The organism is Paenibacillus sp. MMS20-IR301 (genome assembly GCF_032302195.1).
Lineage (GTDB): Bacteria > Bacillota > Bacilli > Paenibacillales > Paenibacillaceae > Paenibacillus_AQ.
The window spans coordinates 5,892,765-5,909,808 of the sequence record NZ_CP135275.1 but is presented as its reverse complement, the minus strand read 5'-3'; the positions used below and the strand labels follow the sequence as shown (position 1 = coordinate 5,909,808).

At 52.3% G+C, this 17,044-nt stretch carries 15 protein-coding genes; 1 reads left to right on the top strand and 14 read right to left on the bottom strand.

The window, feature by feature from the left end:
* Window positions 1-148 precede the first annotated feature (148 nt).
* Complete coding sequence (locus LOS79_RS25295; RefSeq protein ID WP_315413270.1) at window positions 149-1,384, bottom strand: S1C family serine protease; 1,236 nt, start codon at window positions 1,382-1,384, stop codon at window positions 149-151.
* A gap of 353 nt (window positions 1,385-1,737) precedes the next feature.
* Here LOS79_RS25295 and LOS79_RS25290 point away from each other — a divergent pair, with 353 nt between their 5' ends.
* Window positions 1,738-1,944 (top strand): hypothetical protein, encoded by a 207-nt coding sequence (locus LOS79_RS25290; protein ID WP_315413268.1) that lies wholly within the window; start codon window positions 1,738-1,740, stop codon window positions 1,942-1,944.
* Here LOS79_RS25290 and LOS79_RS25285 read toward each other — a convergent pair.
* From LOS79_RS25285 to LOS79_RS25225, 13 genes are all read right to left on the bottom strand, one after another.
* Window positions 1,913-2,719, bottom strand: coding sequence for an MBL fold metallo-hydrolase (locus tag LOS79_RS25285; RefSeq protein ID WP_315413266.1), 807 nt, complete (start codon window positions 2,717-2,719; stop codon window positions 1,913-1,915). The genes LOS79_RS25290 and LOS79_RS25285 overlap by 32 nt on opposite strands.
* A 16-nt stretch (window positions 2,720-2,735) precedes the next feature.
* Window positions 2,736-3,476 (bottom strand): two-component system regulatory protein YycI, encoded by a 741-nt coding sequence (gene yycI, locus LOS79_RS25280; RefSeq protein WP_315413264.1) that lies wholly within the window; start codon window positions 3,474-3,476, stop codon window positions 2,736-2,738.
* Window positions 3,477-3,590: 114 nt separating this feature from the next.
* The gene (locus tag LOS79_RS25275; protein WP_315413262.1) at window positions 3,591-4,883 is read right to left on the bottom strand and encodes a YycH family regulatory protein; all 1,293 of its coding nucleotides are present in this window, start codon (window positions 4,881-4,883) and stop codon (window positions 3,591-3,593) included.
* Window positions 4,880-6,637 carry a cell wall metabolism sensor histidine kinase WalK gene (gene walK, locus LOS79_RS25270; protein ID WP_397386812.1) on the bottom strand — a complete coding sequence of 586 codons (1,758 nt, stop codon included), beginning with the start codon at window positions 6,635-6,637 and terminating at the stop codon, window positions 4,880-4,882. Before walK ends, LOS79_RS25275 begins: the two co-directional genes overlap by 4 nt.
* A 74-nt stretch (window positions 6,638-6,711) precedes the next feature.
* Window positions 6,712-7,443, bottom strand: coding sequence for a response regulator YycF (gene yycF / locus LOS79_RS25265; protein WP_315413259.1), 732 nt, complete (start codon window positions 7,441-7,443; stop codon window positions 6,712-6,714).
* Window positions 7,444-7,603: 160 nt separating this feature from the next.
* On the bottom strand, window positions 7,604-9,151 hold the full coding sequence (locus tag LOS79_RS25260; protein WP_315413258.1) for a peptidoglycan DD-metalloendopeptidase family protein: 1,548 nt from the start codon (window positions 9,149-9,151) through the stop codon (window positions 7,604-7,606).
* Window positions 9,152-9,452: 301 nt separating this feature from the next.
* Window positions 9,453-10,058, bottom strand: a complete 606-nt coding sequence (locus LOS79_RS25255) for a hypothetical protein (protein WP_315413256.1) — start codon at window positions 10,056-10,058, stop codon at window positions 9,453-9,455.
* A gap of 194 nt (window positions 10,059-10,252) precedes the next feature.
* Window positions 10,253-11,542 (bottom strand): adenylosuccinate synthase, encoded by a 1,290-nt coding sequence (locus tag LOS79_RS25250; RefSeq protein WP_315413254.1) that lies wholly within the window; start codon window positions 11,540-11,542, stop codon window positions 10,253-10,255.
* A gap of 304 nt (window positions 11,543-11,846) precedes the next feature.
* Window positions 11,847-13,208, bottom strand: coding sequence for a replicative DNA helicase (gene dnaB, locus LOS79_RS25245; protein WP_315413252.1), 1,362 nt, complete (start codon window positions 13,206-13,208; stop codon window positions 11,847-11,849).
* Window position 13,209: 1 nt separating this feature from the next.
* A complete protein-coding gene (gene rplI, locus LOS79_RS25240; protein WP_315413250.1) occupies window positions 13,210-13,656 on the bottom strand; it encodes a 50S ribosomal protein L9 in 447 nt (148 codons plus the stop codon).
* The gene (locus LOS79_RS25235) at window positions 13,653-15,665 is read right to left on the bottom strand and encodes a DHH family phosphoesterase (RefSeq protein ID WP_315413249.1); all 2,013 of its coding nucleotides are present in this window, start codon (window positions 15,663-15,665) and stop codon (window positions 13,653-13,655) included. Before LOS79_RS25235 ends, rplI begins: the two co-directional genes overlap by 4 nt.
* An 11-nt stretch (window positions 15,666-15,676) precedes the next feature.
* Complete coding sequence (locus LOS79_RS25230; protein ID WP_315413248.1) at window positions 15,677-16,594, bottom strand: DUF2232 domain-containing protein; 918 nt, start codon at window positions 16,592-16,594, stop codon at window positions 15,677-15,679.
* 6 nt (window positions 16,595-16,600) lie between these two features.
* On the bottom strand, window positions 16,601-16,903 hold the full coding sequence (locus LOS79_RS25225) for a MazG-like family protein (protein ID WP_315422450.1): 303 nt from the start codon (window positions 16,901-16,903) through the stop codon (window positions 16,601-16,603).
* Window positions 16,904-17,044 lie beyond the last annotated feature (141 nt).

Below are 17,044 nucleotides of genomic sequence, written 5' to 3'. Positions count from 1 at the left end.
TCACTTATAAATTGCTCCAATATTATTCTTTACCCCATAATTTCAGCCTTGAAACGGGGCCGTCCTCTTATTTTGTCTCCAGGGAGGACGGCTTAATCCGTTTCCTTAATTATGACTGCCTCATTATTATATACGGGTGCTGCCCATTTTATTCCTCGGGCTTCTCAAGAAGTTGTACCGTGATCTGCTTGGCTTCTCCATTCCGGTAAAAGGTGATCTCAAGCTTATCGCCGATCTTGGTGTGATCATATAAATATTTCCGCAGCGCCAGGGTAGAGTTAATCGTCTTATCATTAAACTTCGTGATGACATCATTGAATTGCAGGCCTGCATCCTTCGCCGGCCCCACGGCATCAAGCACAACAACCCCGTCGGTTACGGTAGTTGGAAGATTAAGCTCCTTCCGCTGATCTTCGGCAAGCGGCACATAAGGATTGTTCAAATCGACCGAGTACACACCAAGGTAGGAGCGGGCAATCCGTCCGTTTGCTGTCAGCTCATCCGCCGTCTCCATTACATGATTGGCCGGAATCGCGAAGCCCAGCCCTTCAACGCCTGTATCGGAAATCTTCATCGTGTTGATGCCGATGACCTTGCCGTCGAGATCAACCAGCGCGCCTCCGCTGTTGCCTTCATTAATGGCGGCATCCGTCTGGATAACCTCCTGCTCCCAGTCATAGACTCCATCCTGATTCAGCGATACCGGAATTGTCCGCTCTGTATAGCTGACAATCCCCGAAGTGAGCGTATCCCCAAGGCCGAGCGGATTGCCGATGGCAATTACCGTCTCGCCCAACCGGAGCTTGGAGGAATCACCGATCTGTGCAACAGTATCGATGCCTTTGGCATCAATAGAGAGCACAGCGATATCGCTAACCTTATCAGCCCCGACCAGCTCCGCTTTACGGGTCTCGCCGTTTACTGTAACAATCTCCAGCTTGCCGGAGTTTTCAATGACATGATTATTGGTAATGATATATGCTTTATCATCGACTTTTTTATAGATAACTCCCGAGCCCAGTGCAGACTCGTCGAGAATATTAAGCTCCTTGTTGTCTTCCTTATGATTAATGATGCTTACAACCGCAGGGCGTACAGTGGCAGCAGCCTGAATAATCCGGTCATACGGATCCGCGCTGCTTACAGCCACCTTATCAATTACCGCAGGCGCCTGAGCCTTCTCCTCCGTGAACTGCCCCGTAACCAGGCTGAACAGCAGCACAGCCACAACAGCACTGCACACGGAACTGATCAGCGAGACCTGCCAGGTTGCCAGAGAACGCCGCGACCGGCGGACTGACCATTTGCCTTCGGCCGGCTGCTGTCTGCCCGTTCTGCGCCGCGATACCTTGGTTGAATAAAAATCATCATCGAACAATCCCACGATAAATCCTCTCCCCTCTATTGCCACTGCATTCAAGACCTGAACGCCAAGCAACCACGCCCGAGCTTAACCGCTATATCTCTTAGACTTCACGAAGCCCTAAAAGGTTTCACTTGATTCATTCACCACATTTCTGCGGTTTCTAAGCGCAAGGGGTGTCTTCTATTCTTGCAACCTACTAAAATATAAGCTTGTATCCGGAATAATATGCAACTTATAAGACTACAATAGGATTAGGACGCTCTATAATTGTATCACAGGCAGCTTATCTGCCCACATTTTTTCTGTGTTAAATATACTGCGAATTTTTTACATTTGCGCAGGTATTCACGACTCAAAAGGAGGCACAAACAATGGAATCATTCTCCGCAAGCATGGATCTTGTACAGTTCATCGGCAAGCTGGGCGACCTGAAGGATGAGCACTATCATCTCATTCTTGTCCAGAGTGCAATGATTGAGCTGATGATTGCCAAAGGGGTATTTTCCCGGCAGGAGCTGGAGCAAACCATTACCAAGGCTGACCGTCTTATGACTGGCTCACCTTATCCCATGGCGTAGGCCGGTCATAATAAGTATCGCAGAGCCGGAATTCACTGTCCTTGAAGAAGCAGCCCCGGTCTTCCATAGCCCCGCGCACTGACATTCTCGCCAGATCGATCATATTATGGTCTCTGCTTAAATGGGCCAGATAAGTGCGTTTGGTCCGTCCGGTCAAAATCTCACTGAGCGCCGCCCCGGCAGCCTCATTAGACAAATGCCCCATATCCCCAAGAATCCGCCGCTTCGTATTCCATGGATAACGGCCCATTCTCAGCATCTCAATATCATGATTCGCTTCCAGTACCAGCACATCCGCATCCGAGATGGCTGTTCTGACCTTATCGCTGACATACCCGAGGTCTGTCGCCACACACAGCTTCTCCTTGCCGTCGTAGAAATTATAAGCTACCGGCTCAGCAGCATCATGGGAGATGGCGAATGATTCTACGCGCATACTTCCGAAATCCCGGTGCTGGCCCGTTTCCATAATCACTCTGTTATGCTCCGCAATCTTGCCGATCCCCTTCTCAATGGCTCCCCATGTGCTCTGATTTGCATAGATTGGAAGATCGTACTTGCGGGCCATCGCTCCGAGCCCTTTAATATGATCGGAATGCTCATGGGTCACGAGAATTCCGTCTAGATCCGCCCCCGTCAGCTCACGCATGGCCAGCAGCTCATCAATGCGCTTCGCACTAAGCCCCGCATCAATCATCAGCGTGGTTTCGCCGTTACGCACCACCGTTACATTTCCGGTAGAACCGCTGGACAGTACTGTAAATGAAATTCCCATATCTCTCCTGCTCCTTCTACTCTGTTGTCTTGGGACTGATAATGTCCGCACTTATAGCATCCACATAATAGGCGCTGCCGTTCTCCAGCATAAACCGCCACATCGGGGAAGCTACCTGACTCTCGGAGTTGAACAATTCGCCGTAATAGCCAAGCTCAATCTCCTTCACGGCCGAATCTGCCGGAAAATACTTCTCAATAAGGCTGCTGAGCGCCTGTGAGGCCGGAAGCACCTTTTGCAGATTATCGCTCCGGCTTGCCCCAATCTCAATCTGCGGCCAGCGGTAGGCTACAATCTTCTGATTATTGTTAATCAGCTCCAGCCGGACCCGGAACAGCGACCACTTATTATCCACCAGCGGATGAAGCACGAACTTGCCGACTTCACTCTCCTGGGAATCGAACCGGTAACTGGAGATATCCGGAATCTGACTCTGTAGCAGGCTGCTAAGCTCGGAGAAGGACGAATACATCAGCTTGCTGTCAATCGGTTCGCTGAGCTGCACCGGAACTTCGTTCTGCTCCTCTGCAGAGTAGCGGTAGGTGATATCCGGCAGCTGCGGAGTGGCAGCGGGAATCGGACACAGCACACGGATATTCTTCTCCTCCATCACCGCCTGCGTCTCTGCGGACAGGGAAGTGAAATCAAGTCCCGCGCTGACCTGATCGCGCACATCTATCCATAGCTGATAGCATAGCAGCAGATTCAGTACCAGAAAGGCGTAGATCAATACACTTTTGGCTCTTCCCCAGTCCATACGTTCCCTCCTAAAAGTTTTGTCAGCATCTGCTACTATGATTAATCCTCGTACAAAACTCACTTCGAAAGCATCCGCTTTGTTTTGTTAGCATCCGCTTTGTTTGGTCAGCGGCTAATTCAGCATCAGTACACTGCCGTCACTGAGCGTGACCCGCCATACCGGATGAAGCTGCAGCTTGTCCCCTGTCAGCGCAGGCATATAGGCCGGGGTCAGATCAATGACCCGCAGGGAGCTGCCGATCTGGGCCAGCCGCTGCTTCAGGGATTCACCGCCGGTCAGCTCAACAATCGTTTTCTCCGACTTAGTCTCGTCCATATACATTAGAGAACGCTCATATGAAGAGACGGTCCCCTGCTGCAGCTCGAGCCGGATGATTCCATAAGGAAGCTGGGGATTGCTCATGATCGGGTAAGAGCCTGACGGATAGGTGCCGTAATATTGCTGGAAAGAAACCTCCCGGTCCTGACTTCCCTCTTCTGTCGCAGCCAGCCGGTACGTTCCGTTCCAGCCGCCATGCCCGTTGACGAAATCAACCGCCTCGAGCGCATCCTTCGCCGCAGTGCTTTCCCCGTCAGGCAGCGCAGCCGGAACACTGTAGCTCATCCAGTTCTGTTCCTGGTCTACCTGCAGGCTGCGTTTGCTGTCTGTATAGATTTTGGAACCGTCCTTCTCCGGAATATATCTTGTACTTCCGGCATCGAAGAACAGGTTACTCTGCATTTGCTCAATAGTATACATAGCGGCAGGCGTCACTACTTCAACAAGCGGAACTGACGCCTCAGGCACATAGTAATCACCGTTTACAGCAGTATACGGCGTCAGGTTCTTGCCGAAATCAACATGCTGCTGGACATCCTGAACGGTAAGGTCAGCCTTAGCCGCCTCATACACGATATCTCCGCGTGTGCTGAAGAAGATAGCATGCGCCTTGGAGTCATTCTTGATATTGTAGATCCAGATCCGGTCAATGCTTTCTCCTTCAAACAGCGAATCCGGCGAGATCTGCATTACCCGCTGCAGCAGCGTTACCGGAATTCCTGCCCCGAAGGACAATTCAATGCCGGAATTCTCACTGCGGATTTTATTCCAGTCGAAATCCTGGACTGAACGCCGCTGGAAGCTCTCGAAGCTTCGTCCCTTCAAGCGGTTCAGAATCAGATTATAGAAGGTTGAGCTGGGATAGAACAGCGTATGCTTGTTCTCACCCATATGAATAATCATTTTATCGGGATAGAGCAGATTCTCGACCTTTTCTTGAGGGCCCATATTATCAGTCTTCACATACAAATTCTCTGACAGCACTGCCGAGTCACTGCCTGGAAGCCTGTAGATCAAGTAATAGCTCTCTATCAGACTCCCCAGAATTAGCAGGGTAAGCACCCATGATTTCACTTTTTCCTTCACGCTTCACTCCCCCTATGCTTCATCAAAGGCAGCGTGAACGTGACCAGTGAGCCTTCATTCAGCTCAGATTGCAGGGTAATGGAACCGCCGTGTGCTTTGACAATTTCCCGGGCAATGGACAGCCCGAGGCCTGTCCCGCCCATATTCCGCGAGCGGGCCTTATCCACGCGGTAAAAGCGTTCAAAGATGCGTTCAATATCCTTTTTCGGAATCCCGATCCCGGAGTCACGGACTGAAATAGCCAGCATGCCATCCTCACTCTTAAGCGCCTCCAGCCGGATGGTTCCGCCTTCGGGTGTATATTTCAGCGCATTGGAGACCAGGTTGCCCAGCACCTGATCAATCTGATCACGGTCCAGCCAGGCCGAAGATACCTCCTTGCGCACTCTGGTACTGATATGAATCCGCTTCTGGCGGATCTGGAAGGAGAAGCGGTCGGCAACATCCTCCAGCATCTCTGAAATATCGGTCTGCTGTATGCGCAGGCTGGATTCCTTGGAGTCCAGGCGGGACAGATGCAGCAGGTCAGTCACCAGCCGGATCATCCGCTCAGTCTCGTTGCGGATAACCCCGACGAACCGCACGGCAAGCTGCGGATCATCGAGCGCCCCGTCATCAAGCGCCTCCGCATAGCTCTTAATCGTAGTCAGCGGCGTCCGCAGCTCATGCGATACATTCGCTACGAACTCCCGGCGCGATTCCTCCAGATTCTCCTGCTCGGTTACGTCCTGGAGTACCGCGATCGTCCCCGCAATCCGTCCGCCTTCACGGCGGTGGATCGGAGTGAAGGTGACTCTTACGATATTAGGGTCCTCTCCGCCCATCGGCGAGAGATGAAGCATGGCCGACTGGGCATTGCCCTCTGCCAGCGAACCGGCCTGCTCATGGTCAAGCCCGAGCAGCTCGTCCAGCGGTGCGCCCTCCGGAAGCGGGCCTTCCGCACCCAGCATCAGCGCAGCGCGGGTATTCATCAGAATAACCGCCCCGCTCTCATCGGTGGCAACCACGCCGTCACTCATATTGGCAAGAATCGAGGACAGCTTCTCCTTCTCCTCTTCATTCTGCGACAAAGCTTCACGCAGCCGGTCTGTCATATAGTTGAAGGCCTGGCTGAGCTGTCCGATCTCATCATTGCCGAATACCGGAACCTTCCGGTTGAACCGGCCTTCCGCCACCGCAGTGGCATGCTTGGTCATTTCCTTAATCGGATGGGTGATGGTATGGGCAAGAATAACCCCTAGCACAGCCGTTAGCGCCAGCGCCAGCAGCAGCCCGGAGAGGAAGACGCTGTTGATCCTGCTCATCGTAGCATACAGGTCCTTCATGTCAGCAGCGATATAGATCGCGCCAACCACCTTATCACCGGAGATCACCGGCTTGGCGACAACCTTCTTGCGCACATTATCATCAGCAATGATATATTCCTCGTTGTCACTGATTCCCTGCAGGGCACGGCTGACAACAGTCTGGGTATTGCGCTGGCCGATATAATCATTCTGCGAAGGCACAGAGGTGGTGATAATTTTGCCGCTCGCATCCAGCACCTGAATCTCTGCACCGTTAATGTACAGGTTGTTCACCATTCCGCGCAGGCTTTCTGCTGCCGACTCCTCATCAGCCGTCCCTGTCTCGCTGCCGAACTTATCAGCGGTGAGGATGGAGAGCATCTCCGCCCGGGCCTTCAGATCCTTGGTGAAATTATCGGTCAGTGAATTCTTCATCGAACTGACAAAATAGACGCCGATCAGCTGCATGGCAATAAGAATCAGCAGCACATAAATTACGATAAGCCTGGCTTGAATCGTCCGGAAAAAGGACAGTCCCTTCATCACAGCCCTCCACTTTTGGGGCTATGCATTAAATAACCGAGTCCGCGCCGGGTGAATATATATTCCGGCTTGCTTGGATTCTCCTCAATTTTCTCTCTCAGCCGGCGGATGGTTACATCAACGGTACGCACATCCCCGAAGTACTCGAAGCCCCAGACTGCCTGCAGCAGATGCTCCCGGGTCATTACTTTGCCGGCATGGCGGATCATATAGTAGAGCAGCTCATATTCGCGGTGCGTCAGATCCAGCGGCTCGCCGTCCTTATAGACCAGATACATATCCGTATCAATGAACAGGCCGAAGTGGTACACCCCCTGCTTGCTCTCTACACTTTCACTCGGTGCCTCGGACAAGGCCGGCTTATGCTGACGGCGCATCTGGGCTTTGACCCGGGCCAGCAGCTCGCGGGTACTGAACGGCTTGGTCACATAATCATCCGCGCCCAGCTCAAGGCCCAGCACCTTATCAATCTCCCCGTCCTTGGCGGTAAGCATAATAATCGGAATATCCAGATGCGCAGCACGCACCTCACGGCACACATCCATCCCGTCCTTGCCGGGCAGCATCAGATCAAGCAGCATCAGGTCAGGACGGCTGGATAACGCCAGCTCGACAGCACTGTTGCCGTCGAAGGCACAGATGACCTCGTAGCCCTCTTTTTCCAGATTGAATTTCAATATATCAGCAATAGGCTGTTCATCATCCACTACCAGAATCGTTCCCATTTGCATAGATTCAGCTTCACCTTTCTAACCAGACTCAAACCTTATTCATTTATTTTAACATACCTGTCCTGGCCTCACATCAAATAGAGCCTTCTTTGTCCTTATATTTGAAAATAAAAAAACCGCCCGGAATCCTCCGGACGGCATGAAGCTTATAAAGTATAGATTATTTCAGGTATTTCATCGGATTGACGGCTGTGCCGTTCTTGCGGATTTCAAAATGCAGATGCGTGCCGGTCGACCGGCCGGTGTTGCCCATAATGCCTATTTTGCTGCCTTGTCCGAGCCTCTGCCCGACAGAGACGGAAATTGAGCTCAAATGACCGTAATAAGTAACGTATCCGTTGTTATGATTAACAATAACCACATTGCCGTATCCGCTCTGTACACCGGCGAAGCTTACGGTTCCGGCATCAGCAGCCTTAATGGTACGGTTCCCGGATACGAGATCGACTCCTTTATGTGCCCGTCCCCAGCGCTCACCGTAACTGCTTGATATAGTAGCTCCGGCAACCGGCCAGGCGAACATTCCGGTTCCTTCACCGACAACCTTGGTTCCTGTGTAGACGACTTCGGGCAGTGATTCCTTTACTACCGTCTGTCCCAGCCACTCTTCTTTTACAACCAGCCCATTTTCTTTGGTCAGCCTGTACTGCATGGTCTTAAGCCCGGTCTGTCCGGCACGGACGACCTTGCGTTTACCGGCTGCCAGCTGGTCACTCTTGCGTACGATGACTTCCGGCTCCGTTACCACCTGTTCGGATACCTGCTCCACAGTCACTACCGTAAGATCAGGCTGGGGTACGGTCAGCTGCAGCTCGTCGCCGATCTGCATTGTCAATTCCTTAACCGCAGGGTTATTGCGGAAAATCTCAGCTTGGGTGATCTTAAACCGTGAAGCAATTGCGGAGACGGTATCGCCTTCCTGTACTGCATAGACCAGCGGCTCTTCTTTGCCTTCTGTCAGCACCTTAACCGCTTCATCAATGCTCATTACCTTGTTCGGGTCGGCTTTGACCGGAACGACAGTCACCTCTTCACGGATTGAAGCCGACTCCAGCTTATCCGTTCCTGCTGCCGCTACCGTCTTCACCTTGGCCGCTGTCTTCTTCAGCTTCGCTTCCGGAGCTGCTTCCGCTTGCGGAGCATAGTGCTCCTTCACAGCCTCCAGCACTGCTGCTGCCGTCTCCTGGTCCTTCACAATCCCCAGCGATTTGCCGTCAACTGTCAATTCTACGCCGACTGCATAGGCTTTGAGCATGCCATCCAGCTTGTCCAGTGTAGCCTCGCTGTCAACCTCCGGCTTGTAGGCACTTTCCTCTTCTGTAGTGATGCCGCTGGTTTGCAGTACCATCACTGAGTCAGGATACTTAAGCTGATACTCCTGCCTCTTCTCCTCAAACAGCTTGTCCAGATCAGATTCCTGGCTCAGAGTTCCGATCTCCTCGCCTTTCACCAGCACCTTGTAATAGGTGATTGTGTTGGCCGCTACATGCTTCTTCTCTGCTCCGACCAGGAAGGCCGCGAGAAGGATCAGCCCGGCAGAAGCTGCAATCCATGAACGCCGGAGTCTGCGGGGCCTTGTTTCTGGATGTAAGACCCGAGGCTTGCCGGCAGTATCATTGCCTTGTTGACCTGCTGCTCCAGGTCCTGCAGCTGCTTCATCGCGGCTCCGCAGGTTCCCCACCCGGTGCATAAACTTAAATCCTTTCATGAAACTCTCCCTTTCAGTCCGCCCATACGGTCCGCCTATGCGGATATACTTTTTTTTACGACCCCTTTTATATGTTGAACGCCATCTATTTATCTGTTTACGTGAGTACGAACAATGCTGCTTCTAGGCCTGAAAAAGGTTACAAAATATTAACCCCTCATAGTCCTTTTTTACTGTACCATAGCCTGAAGAATCATTTCAACTTTCTTCTCATAGCAAAACCCGCGATTTTCGCGGGTTTTATCGGTAAATATGCATTTTAAACAGTCATTCCGTGTCCAAAAAGTGACAATTTTTAATTTTAATCTCCTGCTGAAGAACCAGGTGTAAGCATTTTCATTAAGGCCTCATATTCATCGGCATCTACATATCCCGCAATGATCTCCTGCAGCTCCAGCACCTCGCTCTCCGTTAATCCTCCCTCCATCGCAGCGGATATCTTCTGCATCTCCTCCTGCGGAAGCTTATTCATCAGAATATTGAAAATATTGGCTTTCTCTTCATCCGGAAGATTCTGCTTGAGATCACTCATGGCCTCCGGGGTCATAACCAGCTCCTGATTAAGCGCACTATCCTGCTCTCCGGCAGCTTGGCCCATTACAGGCAGGGCATTCTCCGGTACCTCTTGCTCTACTGTCTGCTCCTTGCTGCCGGCAGGCGGGTTGCCGCTGTTCCCCTGGCCGCTGTCAGCTGCCTTGCCGGAATCCGTTTTCTTGGCGGTTCCCATGCCTGTGAGGCTTTTGACGAAACCGCCAATGCCCGGCTCCGGTCCATCCAGCTTAATTTCAAAGCTGGCCAGCACCGACTGAATATACGTATTAACTACATAACCGGTTGTCAGAATGGAGAGCCCGCTGGCGAGTACAACAATCAGGCAGACGCTCAGCGCGCTTTTCACAAATTTCATTTCCATCGCTCCCTTACCCATGCTAAATTCAATCCTGGAGAATCAGTCCTTGTGATCCTATTCTCCCAGTATTGACTAGAACCCGGCCGGAGAAACGTCTGCAGGCTGTCAAAATACCCCCGAAACATAGGTATAAATAGAAGAGGCCCCCGCATGGAGGCCCCTTCTGTTCATACCTGTATAGTGATTTGATATTAAATATAGATTGGCAGCACCTGGTTTGTCTGCTCCCGGTTGCGGCCTACGGAGAAGATGGAGATCGGAATTCCGGTCAGCTCCGAGACACGTTCAACATATCTGCGGGTATTCTCCGGAAGATCAGCCAGCGTCTTCGCAGACGTGATATCCTCGCTCCAGCCCGGAAGCTCCTCATACACCGCTTCGCATTCTGCCAGCATCTTGAGACTGGCCGGATAATGCGTGATAATCTCCCCGCGGAACTTGTAGCCTGTGCAGATCTTCACGGTTTCCAGGCCGCTCAGCACATCCAGCGAGTTCAGGGACAGGCCTGTAATTCCGCTCACACGGCGGGCATGGCGTACAACTACGCTATCGAACCAGCCCACGCGGCGCGCGCGGCCGGTTACTGTACCGTACTCATGTCCGGTTTCACGGATATAATCACCAGTAGCATCATTCAGTTCTGTAGGGAACGGACCGTCGCCAACACGGGTAGTATAAGCTTTGGCTACACCGATAACCTGCTTGATCTTGGACGGGCCAACACCTGAACCGATACATACGCCGCCTGCCGAAGGATTCGACGAAGTTACGAACGGATAAGTACCCTGGTCGATATCCAGCATTACTCCCTGCGCGCCTTCGAACAGCACCTTGGATTCCCCGTTATCAATAGCATCATTCAGCACAACGGAAGTATCGGTTACATACCCGCGCAGCACTTCGGCATACTCCAGGTATTTCACCAGAATCTCTTCCACATCCAGCGGCTCTGCGCCGTATACCTGAGTGATCACCTGGTTCTTCTCTTCCATCAGCGGACGGAGTCTGAGCTCGAACTCTTCAGCATCCATCAGATCAGCGATACGGATCCCGTTACGGGCAGCCTTATCCATATAGGCAGGGCCGATTCCCTTGCGGGTAGTACCGATTTTGTTCGGGCCCTTGCGGTCTTCTTCCAGAGCGTCGAGCAGCATATGATATGGCATAATAACATGGGCACGGTCGCTGATGACCAGATTCTTCGTATCGAAGCCATTCTCATGAATATAATTAATTTCCTGAATAAGCGCCTCCGGATTAATAACCATTCCGTTACCGATTACACAAGTCTTCTCTTTATAAAATACACCGGATGGAATCAAGCTCAGCTTGTACTTCTTTCCGTCAATCAGAATCGTGTGACCGGCATTGTTACCCCCTTGATACCGGGCAACCACATCTGCGCTTTCCGCCAGATAATCTGTGATTTTCCCTTTGCCTTCGTCTCCCCATTGTGTTCCCACGACGACTACTGTTGACATGTTCATTCCTCCGTAGGTGCTGGTAGGCACCATTATTTTTCGAAATATAAGAATAGGCTTACGCTATAAATTGTCCTTCTGTTTCCGCTGAACACCATCGTCCCGTTAAAAGGACAGCGAAGCCGTTTCCACTTGTAATATAGGCTGTGTACACATTTCTTATGTATGCAGCCCTTGGGCGCCTGGGCAAGCGAACCTGCCAAAGCACAATAATCAGTGTAACAGCGGCACTTTTTAAAGTCAAATAAAAACGAACGATTGCAGAAAAAGATCTGCAATCGTTCGTGTATTGTGCGAAATTCGCCTAACCTGCAAATGGTTCGGCATGTGCCCGCTCGTAGTTGACGAACTTGTTGAAGTTCTTCAGGAATACAAGCTCCACCGTGCCTACGGGACCGTTACGCTGTTTGGCGATAATAATCTCAATAATATTCTTCTTCTCGGTATCCTGATTGTAGTAATCATCACGGTACAGGAACGCTACGATATCCGCATCCTGCTCGATTGAACCCGATTCACGAAGGTCACTCATCATCGGCCGTTTATCCTGCCGCTGCTCTACGCCGCGGCTGAGCTGGGACAGAGCAATGACAGGCACCTCAAGTTCACGGGCAATCTGCTTCAGGGTACGTGAGATTTCTGATACTTCCTGCTGGCGGTTCTCCCCCGCTTTACCGCGGCCCTGAATCAGCTGCAGGTAGTCGATGACGATCATGCCAAGACCTTTTTCCTTCTTCAGCCTGCGGCATTTAGCGCGAATATCAGTAACTGTAATCCCGGGCGTATCATCAATGTATATTTCCGACTCACCCAAGGCCTGGATGCCCATCGTCAGCTTGGACCAGTCATCATCGTTCTTGAATTCGCCGGTACGCATAATATTGGCGTCCAGATTAGCTTCGGCACAGATCATACGCTGAACCAGCTGCGCCGCCGACATTTCCAGACTGAAAATGGCGACGGTCTCGTTGGCCCGGACCGCTACATTCTGGCATATATTCAAGGCAAACGCCGTCTTTCCGACAGAAGGCCGGGCTGCTACAATGATCAGGTCATTCCGCTGAAAGCCGTTGGTCATGTGGTCCAGATCAACGAAGCCGCTTGGAATACCCGAGGTATTGCCCTTATTCTGATGGAGCAGTTCCACCCGGTCAAATACCTCCATTACTACATCGCGGATAGCAATGAAGCCGCTGCCGCTGCGCCGGTTGGAGATTTCCAGGATGCGGCGTTCGGCATCACTCAGCATGATGCCTACATCCTCACCGCCGGTATAGCCCTCGCTGACAATCTGCGTCGCTGTACGGATGAGCCGCCGCAGCATCGCCTTTTCTTCGATGATCTGTGCATAGTAGTCCACATTGGCTGCAGTCGGCACTGCATGGGCCAGCTTAGCCAAATAGCTGACACCGCCGATATCCTCAAGCTCTCCCTTATCCTGAAGCCGGGAGGTCAGTGTAATCAGGTCAATCGGCTGGCTCTCTTCTCCAAGCTGTACCATCGCCTCAAATATCATCTGATGCGGTTTATCGTAGAAGTCTTCGGTATTCACCCGCTCCATTGCGGTTATAAGCGCCTCATCCGACAGCAGAACAGCACCGAGCACGGCCTGCTCCGCCTCCAGATTCTGCGGGGGAATCCGATCGAAAAAGAGATCTCCACCCATTTTACTCCTCCGTTACCTGAACCGTGAGGTTAGCCTTTACTTCAGTGTGCAGCTTTACTGTTACCCGGAATGTGCCTACATGGCGGATCGGATCACTCAGCTCAATCTTGCGCTTGTCGATTACAATGCCCTGCGTGGATGCCAGTGTTTCACCGATCTGCTTGCTGGTAATCGCGCCGAACAGCCGGCCGCCTTCGCCTGCTTTAGCCTTCATCACGAGCGTCAGCTCATCAAGCTTCTTGCCAAGCTGCACCGCTTCCTCTTTCTCCTGGTCCTTACGGCGTTGTTCCGCGGCTGCCTGATTCTCCAGCGTCTTCACATTGCCTTCGGTTGCCGGACGGACCAGTCCGCGCGGCAGCAGGAAGTTCGCTGCATACCCTTCAGATACCTCTTTAACCTGACCCTTCTTGCCTTGCCCTTTAACATCCTTGATGAAAATGACCTTCATTCGAATAACCCCTCTTTCGATTCAATTTCCGCCAACACTTTAAGCAGTCTGGCTTCTGCTTCCTTGCTTGTTCCTTCAAGCTGCACAGCTGCATTGGACAGATGTCCGCCGCCGCCCAGCTTCTCCATTACAACCTGCACATTCATCCGCCCCAGTGACCGGGCGCTGATGCCGATCAGGCCGTCAGGGCGCTCGCTGATGACGAAGGACGCCACCACATTCGTCATTCCCAGCAGCGTATCGGCGGTCTGGGCAATCAGCAGCTGGGGAATCTTCATCCCCGGTGCTGTTACAACGAGTGCAATATTGTCGTAGATCATCCGTGCATGCTTGATAATCTCCGCCTTGGAGATATACTCCTGCAGATCCTCCTTCAGCATGCGCTGAATAAGTATCGTATCGGCCCCGACCCGGCGCAGGAACCCGGCAGCCTCGAAGGTCCGTGACCCGGTATGGAGCGCGAACTGCTTCGTATCCACTGTAATGCCGGCCAGCAGCATCGTTGCCTCCAGCGGACTGATCTGGATTTTGTCATGAATATACTGCAGCAGCTCGGTTACCAGCTCACAGGTGGAAGACGCATACGGCTCCAGGTATACGAGCACTGCATCATTGATGAACTCTTCCCCCCGGCGGTGATGATCCACCACCACAATCCGGCTCGCATACTGTACCAGCCGCGGCTCCATTGTCATGGAAGCCTTGTGGGTATCGACCACAATGAGCAGCGTGTGTTCAGTCATCAGCTGCAGCGCCTGCTCCGTCGGAATGAAGGTCTTGTACAGCTCTTCATCCCTGCGGATCTGCTCCAGCATCCGGGTAATGGACGGATTCGGTGCCTCCATTACGATATGTGCTTCCACATTGTACATTTGTGCCGCCTTGAGCAGGCCGATGGCTGCACCGATCGCATCAATATCCGGCGTCCGGTGGCCCATAATCAGCACCCGGTCGCTCTCCTGCATCAGGTCACGCAGGGCATGGGCGATCACTCTTGCCCTAACCCGGGTGCGCTTCTCGGCGGCATTGCTCTTGCCGCCATAGAAGGAGAGCCGCTGGCCCGCCTTCACCGCTGCCTGGTCACCGCCCCGGCCCAGCGCCATGTCAAGGCTCGTCTGCGCCAGTGCCCCAAGCTCGCTGGCCGATTCCGCACCATAGGCGAGGCCAATGCTGAGCGTCATTGGCACCTTGAGATCCGCCGTCATCTCCCGGACCTCGTCGAGTACGACGAACCGGCTCTCCTCCAGCGCCTGGAGGCTGCGGTGATTCAGCAGCATCAGGTACCGCTCGGAGGACAAGCGGCGCAGATAGACCTCAAACTGCTTGCTCCACTCCGTAATCTCACTGGCTACCTTGGCAATCAGCGAGGTCCGCTGCTGGTCATCCATGCCCTGGGCCGCTTCATCGAGATTGTCCATCATTACGATGCCGATCGCCAGCTTTTCTTCCTCATACCGTTCGCGCAGAACTACAAGCTCTGTAATATCGTACAGGTACAGCAGACGTTCACTTGGAATCACCACTACCTGATAATACCGGTCATCAACGGTAATCTCCTGCCGGTGATCTTTCATAGCGCTGTCCTTAACATGAATATGCTCCCGCTTCGGCGGTGCATTGCCCGGCAGTGAAGCGATAACCTCCGGCATCAGCTCCTGCATTTCCTCACCGACCAGTGACTTGCGTGAGAAGATCTTACCTGCGTTGCGGTTATGCCATTCGATGGTCCGGTCTTCACTGTAGAGGATAATACCCAGGGGAAGCATACTTACAGCTTCTCCCTCCACCCTTTTAATCCGGAAGGAGAGGCCGTTAATATATTCTACAAGATTGCGGCGGAACGACAGCTCAGCCTGCAGCATAGTGAAACATAATGTTCCGGCCAGGAAGAGGCTCGCAACACCGAGGACCCAGTTATAGATACTGACCACTATAATCAGGACCAGCATCAGCAAGAACGCCCACACGGTATGATACCCGTGCCAGCGTCTTTGCAGAAATTTTGGCATGAGCTCTCACCCTATCGTTTCGATTTCTTCACAAGCTCCCGGAGCGGGAATGCCAGATCCACTACACCGATAACCCAGAATCCCGGCAGAACAATCACAGGAATAGCCAGCAGAAGCGCAACAACCTTGGTCCACTTCCGCTCATGCACCAGGAAGAAGAGGAAGCCGATGGTTTGAATCTTGAAGGCGATCTGCAGCAGCGGCAGCAGGTTGGCCGAGATCATCAGCATGAAGCCCGAGCTTGCACCGCCAAAGAGCAGGCTGAGTACTACGCCCAGCAGATAATACCAGATGAAGGCTCTGGCGAGCCTCCACTCCCGTGCCGGCTTCAGCCTGGGTACAGCATATTCCATACTGTTCAGAATCGGACGGACAATGGAATGGGTAATGACAGCCATGATGAAGGCGCTGAGGATAAGCGTCATCGGAATGACCTGAATGGTCAGCCAGCTCATCTCACGGACCTGATCAGCTGAAATTGTAATATCAGTCAGCAGCGGATTATTGGCTCCCAATGTGGACAGCCAGTCTGTATACGTCTGCAATACATCATGCACATACGTGTACAGGTCGAAATGGAACACTGTAGAGCTGACCAGCAGGATCAGCAGGAATTCACCCAGCACTGCAACCAGGCCTGCAGTAATGGTAGACATCGCCGAGGCGCGCTTCCTGTACCAGCGTCCCATCACAAGGGAAGGAATCAGGAAGAAGACTGCAATTAGAATATAAACTGGTGTAATCAGGCCCACAATCAGCAGGACCGGCAAGACATGAAGAATAAATTGTCTGGTATTAAGGGTAGTAAAGAGCACTACGGCCGGAATAATCATAAACAGTGTTGTGATTAGCAGCAGTGGGGTTGACAGCGATAACAGCAGCAGCAAATAAGCGATGCTCCAAGCCACAGACGTCCAGCGAAATTTCAACAGTATTCACCTCTTACGCATATGTTCTTCTAACGCAGATATATCCTGGTACCATTCTTCCAGCTGATGGCCTTCCTGCCTGTGCTTGCGCAGCTTCTCCACCAGCAGATCATCCAGTTCACGATAAGGGATACCAAGTCTGCGCCCCAATATATATGAGCTCATGATCAGGCTGGCCAGGCTGTCGCCCACACGGGCGGTACTGCCCTCCCACAACGCTTTGAATAACCGTGAGACTTGATCGATTACTTCGGTCTTTAACCACTCAATTACCTTGGCTCGTTTGGCCACATCCAGGTCCTTCGGCACATTGGGCACGGTCTCTACCTCCGGCAAAAAGCATTATTCTCCATTATAGCATAAATATTTCCGAGCCACACGGACGCCTGCCGCTCCGTTAATCAGCCGTTCAAATCCTGTATAAGGTAATGTTCCCTTTACTTTCCAGAC

Coding starts and splice junctions, on each gene's coding strand:
- walK (WP_397386812.1), bottom strand. CDS start 6,637: ATGCAGCTGATCGGCGTCTATTTTGTCAGTTCGATGAAGAATTCACTG.
- dnaB (WP_315413252.1), bottom strand. CDS start 13,208: ATGGGTGGAGATCTCTTTTTCGATCGGATTCCCCCGCAGAATCTGGAG.
- yycI (WP_315413264.1), bottom strand. CDS start 3,476: ATGGACTGGGGAAGAGCCAAAAGTGTATTGATCTACGCCTTTCTGGTA.
- rplI (WP_315413250.1), bottom strand. CDS start 13,656: ATGAAGGTCATTTTCATCAAGGATGTTAAAGGGCAAGGCAAGAAGGGT.
- LOS79_RS25290 (WP_315413268.1), top strand. CDS start 1,738: ATGGAATCATTCTCCGCAAGCATGGATCTTGTACAGTTCATCGGCAAG.
- LOS79_RS25250 (WP_315413254.1), bottom strand. CDS start 11,542: ATGTCAACAGTAGTCGTCGTGGGAACACAATGGGGAGACGAAGGCAAA.
- LOS79_RS25260 (WP_315413258.1), bottom strand. CDS start 9,151: ATGAAAGGATTTAAGTTTATGCACCGGGTGGGGAACCTGCGGAGCCGC.
- LOS79_RS25235 (WP_315413249.1), bottom strand. CDS start 15,665: ATGCCAAAATTTCTGCAAAGACGCTGGCACGGGTATCATACCGTGTGG.
- LOS79_RS25255 (WP_315413256.1), bottom strand. CDS start 10,058: ATGAAATTTGTGAAAAGCGCGCTGAGCGTCTGCCTGATTGTTGTACTC.
- LOS79_RS25285 (WP_315413266.1), bottom strand. CDS start 2,719: ATGGGAATTTCATTTACAGTACTGTCCAGCGGTTCTACCGGAAATGTA.
- yycF (WP_315413259.1), bottom strand. CDS start 7,443: ATGCAAATGGGAACGATTCTGGTAGTGGATGATGAACAGCCTATTGCT.